The following is a 12,691-nucleotide window of genomic DNA, read 5'->3' as shown; positions in this document are numbered from 1 at the left end:
CACAGTATTGTATGAATTTGTAGATTTATCAGAGAGAGGTACAAGAAGTGCCTCTTCTTCTATACAAACAATCTTTAATGGTGCTAATTTAGATCAAATGCTAACTAATGAGACTGGAAGCTTTCAAACACTCACTGTCAAAGGAAGGTCTAATGTTAACAACCGAATTAATACTCAAGAAGTGGCTGGTATGGATGGGTTATTGGAAACTGAAGGTACTACATTAAGCGAGAGGACACTAGAAGTTAAGTATCAAATTGAGGATAAAACAAATGAAGGTTTGAGAAATAGATATAATGATTTAAATCAATTGTTGCAAGGGTATCAGAAACAGTTGATATTTACGGATGAGGATAAGTACTTTTATGCCACATTAAGTGTGCATGATGTCCCTGAAGAAGATAGTAATACTTTAATTGGTAAGATTACTTTTTTATGTTCTAACCCTGTTAAATACGGAGAAGAGGACGAAGCTTATTTATCTAGTACAGATGCAACGACAGTGTTTATTGAAGGAACCGCCAATACAAAACCTATCTTCGAATTGGAAGTATTGAATAAACTCACATATGCCCTGGTTGCTAAAGACGATAGCGAGTATATGATGATAGGACAGCCATACGATATAGAAAACCAAGAGTATGAAAAGTATGAGAATGTCTTGTTTGAAGATGCATCGAGCTTGACTGGGTGGGCATCGGCAAATGCAGGTGAAGTCAACGGCACAATTGCTGGAGAAATGAAAAGCAATGGCTATCGCTTTCAAACTGTTGATTATGGTGTAGGTTCTTCTTGGCATGGTCCAGCAATTAAGCAAGGCCTAAGTAACGCAATTACCGATTTTCGGGTAGAAGCCAAAGTGACATTTAGAAATACAGAGGCAAAGGACATCGGACGACTCGAAATTTATGGTTTAGATGTTCATGGAAATCAGCTCTTCAAACTGGCGATGAAAGACATCCTTGGAGGTAAGAAACAATCTTTTGGTGAAGTAAGAGCGGGTGGAGGATCCACAAACCATTTTTTAATTGCAGAAGCAGGTGATAAAGGGTGGGAGTGGAATGATTTCGAGGGCGTTCTTCGAATTGAAAGGGATGGCAAGCACTGGACGGCCTATATTGCTCGTATGAATGATGAAGGGCTACACACTGCGAGTCGAACTAGAGAATGGGATGACAATGAAGGAAAGTTCACAGCTGACTTAGCACAAATTGTCCTCCATACTTCGCAGAATGGAACATATCAAGCCCCCATGCAAGGTATTGATTCAGTTAGAGTGGAGAAAATTAATCAACAGTCTACAGGGGTTCCTTATATTGCTGGGCCGGGCGACAAAATTGTCTTCAACCATAGAACTAAAGAAATCTTCATTAATGGGGAGATTCGCAAGGATCTAAAGAACTTAGGGGCTCGCCATTTTTCTTTGCCACCAGGATACAACATCGTATCCGTGCTCCCGAAAGGAGATGTCAAAGGAGTTGTGAAGTGGAATCCTACTTATCGATAAATGAGGTGATGGAGATGCAGGGATTTTAAAATTCACAGTAGACTGACATTTATATAGGTTTATGCGTATCATTTGATATACTAAAAATAAAAAGGTGGTATATTAAATGATAGAAGTTCTAATGGATCACTCTTACGAAGACGATTATTTTATGATTTCTGATGTAACAGTAAACTTGAAAGATGCTCAGGAAAAAGATCGAGTTGAGAAATTAGTTGAGAAACACAATCTTGTAGGTCGGCTGGTGGATGTGGATAGAGGTCTATCGAGAAGAATAGCCAGTCTCTTAAATGTAGATGATAAATTAATTGATTTGGATACTAATGAAATAGACATGATCTAATACTCGACAAACGGACATCGTCACTTAGATATGGAAAGCCACCTTTTGGGTGGTTTTTTTTTGAATGGAGGGGTGGAAAATACCTCAGATTATCAAAAGGGATCCAGATCTGTCTTTTGCTGAAATAAATGTAAAAAATAACTAAACATATGACAGGAAAGAACCCCTTCTTGTCGAATGATAACGTCAGGAGGAGGTTTAACTATGTCGAGAGAAGTTAGTGTTCATTTTCAAAGATCTAACCATCAATTTAGAGTTCCCACCTATCCAAGTGAGTGTGGACATTGTCACAAGGATATCGATCCTGTATTTATATCCGGGGCATTTATACGGGGAGACGGAAAAACTTTAAACCTTGAGTTAGTGTTTCAATGTACAAATGTAAAATGTAACAGGTTAATTATAGGTTACTATGAGAGGCAAACCCCGCAAGATGTATTTGAACTTGCAAAAATAGCGCCAGTCACTCCAATAGGGAAGGAGTTTAGCGATGAGATTAAAGAGGTCTCTCAGAATTTTATTAATATATATAATCAAGCTTTTCAAGCAGAACAAAATAATCTTGAGCTTATAGCGGGGATAGGTTATAGAAAAGCGATTGAATTTTTAATAAAAGACTACCTTGTTTTTTTAGAAGAGGAAGATGCAGAAAGAATATTAAACATGCCCCTGAATCAATGTATAAATAAGCTGGATAATCAAAATATTAAAGAAATTTCTCGAAGAGCTACTTGGATAGGTAATGACGAGGCCCATTATACAAGAAAATGGGAAGATAAGGACGTGAAGGACTTAAAGAAGCTCATTGATGTTACGGTATATTTTATTTCCATGGATATAGCGGGGAAAAAATATTTAAGTGAAATGAGTTAGGAGGGTGTGTGTTGGAAAGCTCCAATTGTAAACAAGCGCAATTTGTAGAACTAATAAAAGTGATTGTGGTTGAGGGAGATGGAAGAGGAGTTCCTTTCAAGGAAGTAACGCAGTATTGGAGCAAGGAAGGTGAACTTCTCTTTAAAGAATTACATGAATAAAGGAAATCTTCCCATTAGGAAGGCTCCTTTTTAAGTTCCTACATGAAATATATCAGTGCTTTTAGAGCCCTTTTCAGGGCTCTTTTTTAATGGAGGTGAAGTTTATGAGCCAAACACAGACACCCAAGGACAAGCAAGAGGATCGATATCGATATGAAACAATCATCCATATATTTGACTGCCAATCAGGAAAGTTGCTTGATTACTTGGGTGAGGATGAGTACTGGGGTGACGAGCGAATCCGTCATTTGAAAAATCAGCAGGATACTTGGGATTTCGAAACCTTTTCCGACCGGTCCTATTCTCAACACCTGCGAGATCGTAACCTTATCCTGATTCCAAACAAGAAGAGTCCAGGTTATTCAGAATTCATAGTAGAAGAAAACAAACCTTATATGGGCACTGATGGATCTCATAAACTCATCGCTTATACATCGGCCAGTTATGTTGAGATTAAAAAGCAAAAAATCATTGATCCACAGGTTACGGGGGCACTTACTGCAGAACAACATGCGAATGCATCCGTTGTAGGGACAGAGTGGAAGATAGGTCAGGTTGACTTCGACGGTGTGCGATCTTTTACTTTTGAAGAACACACAAACCCCCTCCATTACCTACGGAAAATAGCGAATGAATTCAAGTTAGAATTGAATTTCAGAGTTGAGACTGATGGATTAAAGGTCATTGGTCGTTATGTTGACTTAGTTAAGCATATTGGATCCTGGGAAGGGTATGAAGCTACTCTTGGACATAACCTTCAAGGAATTGAGAGACATGAGAACAAGCGAGGGATTGTAACAGCTCTTGTTGGAGTTGCTCCAGCAGATGAAGAAGGGAATCGAAAGACGATATTCTTGAGTGATGATGATGCTCTACAGCGATGGGGTAATCGAGGGAATCACTTAATTGAAGCTTATTATCCAGAATCAACGGATCAGAATATGACTGAAGAAAGATTAATTGAACTGACTGAAAATGAGCTTGAAAGACGAGTAAACAGTAACGTTAAGTATTCAGCAAAAATTGAAGCTCTCGCCAAAAGTTCTGGAGTAGAAGCAGTAGACTTACATTTTGGTGATACTATCCGAATTAAGGATGAGAAATTCAGCCCTCCTCTTTATTTGGAAGCACGTGTGTACATTATGAAAGAATCCGTAAAACAGGATGGTCCTGTTGAGGTTGAAGTTGGTGAGTATATTGAGTACACCCAAGATCAAGTCTTTTCGATTTGGAGGCAGTTACAAAAAGAAGTATCCAAGAAAGTTACTGATGAAAAGCTCCGACAATACGCAGAACCCAAGAAAATCCGGTCAAACACTCCACCTTCAGACAAGAATGCTGTTTGGATCAACACCTCTGGTGAAGAAGATGTATGGTATTCCTATGATTTTGAAGCAGAAGAGTGGAAGCCGGGTCCGAGTGGACCTCAGGGTGTACCGGGGCCGCCAGGGGAAGACGGTCAAACATTATATACTTGGATTAAATTTGCTGATGATGTGTACGGCAACGGACTATCTGAAACTCCTGAAGGAAAAAAGTTCATCGGCATCGCTTATAATAAGCTGACATCCGGCGAATCCAATGATCCATCGTACTACACCTTTTCTCAATGGGAAGGTGACCAGGGGGTACAAGGGCCGCCTGGTGAGGATGGTAGAGAAAAGTACACCTGGATAAAGTACGCGGACGACGCAATAGGTACTAATATGTCCGACGACCCGACCGGTAAAGAATATATAGGACTAGGATACAATAAAAGCACACCTGCAGAGGGGGCGGACCCGGTAGCCTACACCTGGGCGAAAATCAAAGGTGAAAAAGGTGATCAAGGCCCTCAGGGTTCACAAGGTGAAAGAGGGCTACAAGGTCCACAAGGTGATCAAGGTATTCAAGGTCCTCCCGGTGAGGATGGGCAGCCATCTTATACACACATTGCCTACGCGGACAGCACAGACGGAACGAGTAACTTTTCTGTATCGAACTCGGACCGAGATTATATAGGGATGTATGTAGATAGCAACCCTACAGACTCAACTAACCCGTCTGTTTATAATTGGACAAAAGTAAAGGGATTGCAAGGGAATCAAGGTGTGCCAGGACCCACGGGGGATGATGGTAGAACGTCTTATCTTCATGTGGCGTATGCTAACAATTCGACCGGGACAAGTGGTTTCAGCACAACAGATTCAACAGGAAAGTTGTATATAGGCCAGTACACCGATTTCACACAGGCTGACTCAACAAGTCCACCTGCTTATAAGTGGACGAAAATAAAAGGCGAGACTGGCCCACAAGGCCCTCAAGGGAACACAGGTTCAACAGGTCCCAAAGGTGACACGGGTCCAACGGGTCCCAAAGGTGACCGGGGTCCAACAGGTCCCCAGGGTCCAACGGGGCCAGAAGGACCGGAAGGCTCTCAAGGTCCGAACGAAGTAAATTCAGGCACGACATTTGGTGCGGAATTTAGAATGATAAGTAAAAACTATTACCAGTACGCCGTGATACCGTCATCGGAAACAGGAGCATGGTATAGAGTAGCAATGAACACAGGAAATAGAGCTTTCGGTAAATTCCTTTTGAAAGACACAACGAGCAGCCACCATCAAACCGTATCCTTTGAAGCGGCTGTTCATTATGGGAACAACCCTTTTGTCGCTGTAACGACAGCTGCTGTATATTCTCGATATTCATTCGATAGATTAAGAATTTTATACAATGGAACTTATGACGAGGTTTACCTGGAAGTATATGTGCCCTACACAGAAAGAAACCCGGAGGTCCATCTGTATATAACCGACAATATTCAAGACAGCGGGTGGGTAGGCGTTGACTGGCGAAAAACAACCGCCATACCTACGGGTTACGGAGTATATGAGCGTAGCTGCCAGCTAAATACTACAGTACAAGACATTGCAGATAGAGCCGCGGCCAGCACGGAGTTATGGCAGTATCCGAACTCGACACTGATAAACGGCGGAAAAATATACACAAACAGCATTACAGCCAATCAAATCAGTGTAGCGTCACTTTCTGCCTTGTCTGCCAACCTGGGAGACGTGACCGCAGGTAATATCAAAACAGATACCTTTATAAATGTTGGTACGAACCTCGGGGTAGGGGAAGCGATATTCATCGGTGATCCTGGGGATTCGGCAAGCACGAAGAGGATCATCTTCGAACCGGAACAAGACCCGGATCCATATGGTATGCCTAATCTTATTGGGTATAACATATCCGGAGGAGGATCATCAGGCATAGGTGAAATTTATTTAGGAGATACGCTTAGGCTTTCGGCAGGCCGCTTGGAGCTAGGGCTAGGTGTTACAGACTTTTGGATTGAGAATGACGAATTCGGTTCAGGGGATGTGAAGATATCCTTTGATGACGCTAACCCTTCATACAACGGAACATCTTACGGAAGTGAATTTTCTTTTTATGGCGACGGAGCGGTTTCCAAGTCATTAGTAAACATTGGAGGTTTAAGAGTCCATTCTCCCAAGATACACTTCACCAACGGCCCGTATATCAATACGGAAGGGGGATTTTTTAGAGCAATTACAAACACATCCAACTACTTGAAGATAAACACAACATCTACAGAAATCTATAATGCTGGAGAGCTTGCATTTAGTTTGAAAGTCGACACAACCGATAACAACCACCGAGTTATTGATGCAGGTCCAAGGACGTCTGTGAAATTGTTAAATGGTTCATCTAGTAGCACTCCGCAGGTACAAGCAAGAAACGGCTCAGACACCGGGTACGGGATATTTGTAGGCTCTGACTTTGTCGTTGGATCAAGTGAAGAAATAAAAGACAATATCGTCCCGGCTTCAAGCGTAACGGAAAAGCTCATGGCCTTAGAAGTGGTTAACTTTAACTATATCGATGCAGAGACGGATGAGAAAATAGGATTGGTTTATGAACAAGCAAAGGAAGTCTTCCCAGAAATAACAAGAGCTGCCGATGAAGGCTTCAGTGGTGGCATTAATCAATCGAACTACCTGAATGCGATAGGGAAAGGCTTTCAAGAGCTTGTAGCGAGAATTGAAAAAATAGAGCAAGCAAATAAATAACATGGCTGCTTTTTATTTAGGAGGGGTAATTTGAAGGGGTTACAATTCAACCAGAGTGAAGTGAATGCACATCTCAGTGGGCGGATTGCAGTTCTGGAGCACGAGAAAGCTATTCTCTTAGCTGAGAAGAATGCTTTGTTGCGGAGAGTAAATGAATTAGAAGGAGAAGAAAACGCCAATTAGGCGTATTTTTTTGTGAAAAAAAGGAGTGACCTACCCAAGAAAGTCACTCCACCAAGGCTCAGACACAAGAAGATTCCAACTTCCACACAGCAGGGCTGAGCTAAATTGATTATGCACGAAGTAGTTAAATATTACCACTACTTTATATCGTTATTTACAAAATATTTACACAAATAAAGTTTTATCGTATGTGTTCATTAGAAGGGGGACAAGCATGACAGAGCAGAAGGAAGTGGAGGACATGGAAAAATTCATGAATGTACTCATGGATGTGAAAGTGGCTTTAGCTAAGCAAACGGAAAAGCTAGACAATGTCCTCGATATGAAGCAGAAGGTGGATGCGGCACACGACACTGCCAAAGAAGCAGATGCAAGATCTACTAGAAATGAAAAAGCTATTAAAGATTGGAACAACAAAATGGATACAAAAGCAGATCAGGATGATGTAGAACGCATCATTAAAGAAAAGGATAATTGGCAACGGAACCTTCCAGCATGGATTGCCGTGGTTATTTCAATCATTGTATTCCTATCTAACTACATCTCAATAGGAGGATAACTATGAAAGAGAGTATTAAAGAAGTAGCCACCCTAGTAGGTGGCTTTTTAACTGCCATTATGGGTTTTCTAGCAACATTGAATATTAAGTATGCCTGGCTCACGGAAGCAAGTATCAACGCTTTCGTAACCGTCATTATTGCAGGGGGGATGTTGTCTATAGGTATTTATTCTGTTTGGAAGAACACTTATGTTAGCAAGAAAGGGAAAGAGCAGAAAGAGGAACTTCAAAGGAAGGGGCTAAAATAAATGGCTAAGTTGATAAAACCGGAAGGCTCTTGGAATGGAAAGCTTGTGGCATTAGACGATGGTCATGGGATGCAAACTTCAGGTAAACGAACGCCCTATATCTCGCAACTTGGTAGAGCTATTCGGGAGAATGAGTTCAATCGCAAAGTAGTTGGCTTTCTATCCGATCTTCTGTTATCAAATGGCTTCAGAGTGTTGTTAGTCGCTCCTACAGATGTAGACACTCCTCTTAGTTATCGTACTAATTACGCGAATGATTATGGGGCAGACATTTATGTGTCTGTCCATTTTAATGCGATGAGTTTTGAATTTGATTACTCAACGGCTAGTGGAATAAGCCTACATGTATATCTTGATAACATGAGGTATGAATCTGGCAAGTTAGCTAGAGCGGTAGGTAAATACCTACAACGGGGAACTAAACAAAATTGGCGAGGTTATAAAGAGAACAACTTTCACGTCCTACGTGAAACCAATATGCCAGCCATTCTCACCGAGAATGGTTTTATGGATGATCGGAAGGAAGCACTTTTGATGTTAAAAGAAGAATTTCAAAAAGAGGTCGCTATTGAACACGCACAAGGGATATGCGAATACTTCGGCAATGTTTATAAAGGTACAGGATCACTTTGGGATAAAGGTTACTTAGAGAAAGGTGATTCAGGCGTACAAGTTAAACAGTTGCAAGAAGATTTGCTTCTACTTGATTATGATCTTAGGGGCTATGGTGCGGATGGTTCTTTCGGTCCGGCTACAGAAAAATCTTTGAAGCAATTTCAGGAAGATGAGGGATTGAGTCCGGATGGTCTTTATGGTCCCAATACACAACGGGCCATGGACAAAGCTATTGCAAATTATGAACAAAACCTTGAGGAGGTATTAACTATGGAAAAGAATATTTTTGTAGCGAATAATGAAGTGGACGCAATTAACGCATATAAAGCGGTTGTGCGCTCTGGAGGAGTAATTAAGTTCCGGGCGAATGCAGAGAGAGAGAAAGTTTATGCGGAAGAGACAATTTATGTGATTGGTGGAGGAAAAGAAGGAATTAAAGTCGGTCATGGCAAGGTTATAGATCTTTCAGGAGCAACCGCAGAGGAAACATCTCTCCATCTATATAAGTATTTCGATTTGGTTTAAGACAGAAAGTACTTTAAGGAGAGCTTTAATTAACTAATTTTTGGTTAAAAAGTAATAAATTCCACATTTAACGTTGACGACTTCACATGAATTATGTAATATATAAATTGCATCATGTAATTTATATTTTGCATTCAAGAGAAGGTGGAGGATATTTGGATAATAATGTAAAGGTGACCAGAGTTTCTATAGGTATGACTCAAGAAGATTTAGCGAAAGAAGTAAAAGTTACTAGACAGACTATAGGGTTGATAGAAAAAGGAAGGTATAACCCTACCTTAAAGTTATGTATAAGTATTGCGTTAGTCCTGAACAAAACTCTTGATGAATTATTCTGGAAAGGAATTGAGTAATGAGAGAATCTTGGATAAAAAGGTTGTTACCAGATGACGAATATAAACGTGATCAGTCCCTTTATTTCTTAGCAGAATCAGCAATTTTGGCCATTGTTCTATCTATGATACTTCTATTAATAAATTACACATCTTCCTCATGGTCATTTGGAGGCGAGCTATACCTAGTTGTTTTTCCAGTGACTATTGTAATCTATGTATTTTTAAGGTATGTATTTTCAGGGATAGAATATGCGGATGTCTTTACTGGAAAGGAGTACAGATACAAAATGAAAAATATACTTTTTCAATCTACAATGTTTTTTGTCTTTTTCTTAGTGCTTTACACCTTATATACAGGTATTCCAAGTGAAAGTGAAGGTTGGTTTGACATACTAGGTGTATCACTACTTGGTTTTGTGCTAATGTTTATATTCAATCTAGTCTCACTAAAAATTTCTCATAAGAAAAATAATTCTTAATCTAAAAGTAAGGCTGTAGAAACTAGTATATCTCAACTATTTCTACAGCCATTTTTTATATTATTTAAGCACAGCGGACGCTATACCAAGCTAGACTAGCGGAAAAACCAACGATGCCACCTTTAATAGCATTTTTTCCTGCCACTTTCGCCAGTTCATATGCTAATTTCTTCCATGCTTTTCTTTCAATTAGCTTCCACATGCCTCCACTAATAAAGCCGATTCCAGTAGCGTCAATGACCTTCTGTCCTACACATTCACTCCAAGAATCTCCTGATGCAGCAGCCATTACGATTCCTTTGCTGGCCACGGTAGAAGAAGGGTTCTCCACCCCTGAAAGGTCTCCTGCTGTTACCTCTTCGCCATTGGTAATTTTAATGAATACTTCCAAAGATGGAACGTTTTCTGCACCAAATTTATCTGCAGCTTTCTGTTTGTCAAGTATGTACTTTCCATCTTCTAGAGTAGTAGCTTCGTTAAAAATAAACTCTAAGTCTCCCGCCATTTGGTCCACAGCTTCTTGATCACTTGCAAGCTCTGCTGGAATTTGTGGCGACATGGTTGGTGATTTTTCAGCTGCAGAAACATTGTGAAATGATGAACCAATACCCCCGGTGAAAATTACTGCTGCTAGAGTGCCGACTAAAACTTTGTTTTTAAACATTTTTTCCTCTCCCTTTTCTTTTTGGATTACTTACAAGTGATAGTTTACAATATTGTATATTTTTGTAAACACTTCCGAAAAATAATATTTAATTCAGAATTTTCATTTTTTATAGCGGGAGACCAATGAAATTATATTCTTAAAAAGCACATTAAAATTTGCAAAGCATTTGGTTGACTAGAAATGCTTATATATCAAGTCATAGCGCTATAATAATTTAAGTGGTTAATACATTTATTATCATCACATGGGAAACCTCGCCGGAAATATAGCTGCTTAAGGTCCATTGGTTAATAGAAGTTTCCCAACCTAATTATCATTGCGAATGAGGGATTAAGGAAGACTATGTTTATAACCCTAGAGTATCTGACTGGCCCCGTTTAAGGATATTCGTAGGTTTTATCACGATTATTTTACAATAAACCAACTTAGGCTATGGGCGTTTCATTAGTGCTCAAGTATGTAAATTCTCATCCATAAGATAAGTAAAGCCCTGGCAAATGCCAGGGCTTTTATTACTAGAGTTTATCATTGTCTATATAAATTCCATTCTTAGTTATTGGTGTCATATTCTGCGAAATATATTGAATTTTATGTAAGCGTGATTACTCTTCACTTTTAAGCTCGAAGTCCTCAACATCCTCACTGAATTCCACTGGTATTCCCATAAAATTCATGGACATCATGAGTGGGTCTCCTTGATCATCTAGAACTGGTCTATTTCTTATCTGTTCTCCAAGCCATTCCTCATTCACTTTTATCTTAGTAGTATGGTCATTGTAAAAGATGGCCATTTCTAAATCCCTAAATAATCTCATTTTAAAGACCTCCATTTTACAGTATATTTCTCGAAAAATTGAGATATAATATACATTAACAGAACAAACGTTCTTATTCAATTCTATTTATCCCGAAGTCAAAATCATTTCTATAGATTCTAATACCTATCAGATAAGCTTGCTACTGTGAAGGATATCTGCAAAAAGCAGACCCCAATTGGATAGGCTACTGTTATATTAGAAATATATTATTTACTTTTTTTCTTCTTAATGTAACTGATATAAATAGCAATTAATCCACCTAATGTAAAAGCAAGTACGGTAAAAGCGGATATCTGGGTACTAGAAAGGTCCCTGTTAAAAATATTGAAGAGTGATATAGCTGCTATCAAAAGTAAACCTATTAGACTTAGAGTTAATTTCAACTTGAAAACCTCCTAACAAGAAATCTTTTATCTCCCTATACAACAGAATATTTTACACTACATTTCCTGGTTTGAGCATGGGTTACTGTCATGACTTTTCTGACGGTACAGGAGATGCTAGGTCTTCTACTATGAGAGAGTGGAATGTTGATTTACTCAACCAAGATTTCGACCGATTTACAAGAGAAATTGATGCTATGAGAAGTCTCGAGGGCTCGTTTATCTAAGACCCTACCTTTATAGGAGCAGCACAATCCTTAATTGATGTTGTACGAGGAAAACTTAGTCTATCATGGGGTGTAGAGAGGGATATTATGCGTAATTCTGCAATCCCTCTTAATGTGGCATAAAGCATGTATAAATGGATTATAAACTATGATGAAGCTGTAAATGCATTTTACGGAATTCGTCCTGGATCTAGTGATAGTGTTAGGTATTAATTCGATGAGAAAAAACCGACATCGATTTTGATGACGTTTTTTTGCATATTGATAATCCTTAAGCTTACATTTCATATTTCATGAGTTAAACGAGTAACAGTTGGTATATCGGCAGGTGCCCATTTAAGAGTACTAAGTTCTCCAATATTCACCCAACGTAATTCTTCATGTTCAATAGCCTCAGGGTTCCCCGCAATGATCTTAGCCTGATATGTAGAAAGATTTATTATGTTGGAGTCACTTTCATGAGTGGTTTCTGCAACTTTCGAATGGATTACAATGTCACAATTAAGCTCTTCTTTTATTTCTCTTTTCAATGCTTCCTTTGGCGTTTCGTTGTTTTTAATTTTCCCTCCTGGGAACTCCCAATGGAGTGAAAGTGACATCTTTGCACTTCTTAAAGCGCAAAGGATATAACCATTACTAATAATAACTGCACCCACCACATTAATTATTGGCTTCAATACTAATCCCTCCTA

14 protein-coding genes and 1 pseudogene are annotated in these 12,691 nt (G+C 39.3%); 12 read left to right on the top strand and 3 right to left on the bottom strand.

The genetic code is table 11. The annotated features are described in order from the left end of the window. The first annotated feature begins 7 nt into the window (after window positions 1–7). The 12 genes and pseudogenes from VKA52_RS12635 (at window position 8) to VKA52_RS12580 (ending at window position 9,904) form a co-directional block, all read left to right on the top strand. A complete protein-coding gene (locus VKA52_RS12635) occupies window positions 8–1,507 on the top strand; it encodes a distal tail protein Dit (RefSeq protein WP_326315890.1) in 1,500 nt (499 codons plus the stop codon). Window positions 1,508–1,613: 106 nt separating this feature from the next. Continuing rightward, window positions 1,614–1,850, top strand: coding sequence for a hypothetical protein (locus VKA52_RS12630; RefSeq protein WP_326315889.1), 237 nt, complete (start codon window positions 1,614–1,616; stop codon window positions 1,848–1,850). A 204-nt stretch (window positions 1,851–2,054) separates the two neighbouring features. Beyond that, on the top strand, window positions 2,055–2,723 hold the full coding sequence (locus tag VKA52_RS12625; RefSeq protein ID WP_326315888.1) for a hypothetical protein: 669 nt from the start codon (window positions 2,055–2,057) through the stop codon (window positions 2,721–2,723). Window positions 2,724–2,734: 11 nt separating this feature from the next. Further along, a complete protein-coding gene (locus VKA52_RS12620) occupies window positions 2,735–2,884 on the top strand; it encodes a hypothetical protein (protein WP_326315887.1) in 150 nt (49 codons plus the stop codon). Between the two features lie 89 nt (window positions 2,885–2,973). Continuing rightward, window positions 2,974–4,035, top strand: a pseudogene (locus VKA52_RS12615) (phage tail spike protein); the annotation flags it as partial. A 1,317-nt stretch (window positions 4,036–5,352) separates the two neighbouring features. Next, the gene (locus VKA52_RS12610) at window positions 5,353–6,960 is read left to right on the top strand and encodes a tail fiber domain-containing protein (RefSeq protein ID WP_326315939.1); all 1,608 of its coding nucleotides are present in this window, start codon (window positions 5,353–5,355) and stop codon (window positions 6,958–6,960) included. Window positions 6,961–6,990: 30 nt separating this feature from the next. Beyond that, the gene (locus tag VKA52_RS12605) at window positions 6,991–7,143 is read left to right on the top strand and encodes a hypothetical protein (protein ID WP_326315886.1); all 153 of its coding nucleotides are present in this window, start codon (window positions 6,991–6,993) and stop codon (window positions 7,141–7,143) included. A gap of 214 nt (window positions 7,144–7,357) precedes the next feature. Then, a complete protein-coding gene (locus tag VKA52_RS12600) occupies window positions 7,358–7,702 on the top strand; it encodes a hypothetical protein (protein WP_326315885.1) in 345 nt (114 codons plus the stop codon). Window positions 7,703–7,704: 2 nt separating this feature from the next. Next, on the top strand, window positions 7,705–7,950 hold the full coding sequence (locus VKA52_RS12595) for a phage holin (protein ID WP_326315884.1): 246 nt from the start codon (window positions 7,705–7,707) through the stop codon (window positions 7,948–7,950). Further along, entirely contained in the window at window positions 7,951–9,090 is a 1,140-nt protein-coding gene (locus tag VKA52_RS12590) for an N-acetylmuramoyl-L-alanine amidase (RefSeq protein ID WP_326315883.1), read from the top strand. Between the two features lie 155 nt (window positions 9,091–9,245). Continuing rightward, entirely contained in the window at window positions 9,246–9,443 is a 198-nt protein-coding gene (locus VKA52_RS12585) for a helix-turn-helix transcriptional regulator (protein WP_326315938.1), read from the top strand. Then, window positions 9,443–9,904 (top strand): hypothetical protein, encoded by a 462-nt coding sequence (locus VKA52_RS12580; protein ID WP_326315882.1) that lies wholly within the window; start codon window positions 9,443–9,445, stop codon window positions 9,902–9,904. The genes VKA52_RS12585 and VKA52_RS12580 overlap by 1 nt, the downstream gene beginning before the upstream one ends. A 64-nt stretch (window positions 9,905–9,968) precedes the next feature. Here VKA52_RS12580 and VKA52_RS12575 read toward each other — a convergent pair whose 3' ends face one another. The 3 genes from VKA52_RS12575 to VKA52_RS12565 all read right to left on the bottom strand — a co-directional run bounded on the left by VKA52_RS12575 (window position 9,969) and on the right by VKA52_RS12565 (window position 12,676). Continuing rightward, window positions 9,969–10,568, bottom strand: coding sequence for a hypothetical protein (locus VKA52_RS12575; protein ID WP_326315881.1), 600 nt, complete (start codon window positions 10,566–10,568; stop codon window positions 9,969–9,971). Between the two features lie 605 nt (window positions 10,569–11,173). Continuing rightward, on the bottom strand, window positions 11,174–11,386 hold the full coding sequence (locus VKA52_RS12570) for a hypothetical protein (protein ID WP_326315880.1): 213 nt from the start codon (window positions 11,384–11,386) through the stop codon (window positions 11,174–11,176). 897 nt (window positions 11,387–12,283) lie between these two features. Next, the gene (locus VKA52_RS12565) at window positions 12,284–12,676 is read right to left on the bottom strand and encodes a (deoxy)nucleoside triphosphate pyrophosphohydrolase (protein ID WP_326315879.1); all 393 of its coding nucleotides are present in this window, start codon (window positions 12,674–12,676) and stop codon (window positions 12,284–12,286) included. Window positions 12,677–12,691 lie beyond the last annotated feature (15 nt).

The organism is Halobacillus sp. HZG1 (assembly GCF_035818575.1).
In the GTDB taxonomy this organism is placed as follows: Bacteria; Bacillota; Bacilli; order Bacillales; family Halobacillaceae; genus Halobacillus; species Halobacillus litoralis.
The sequence above is the reverse complement of the archived record's forward strand: the minus strand, read 5'-3'. Positions and strand labels throughout refer to the sequence as shown.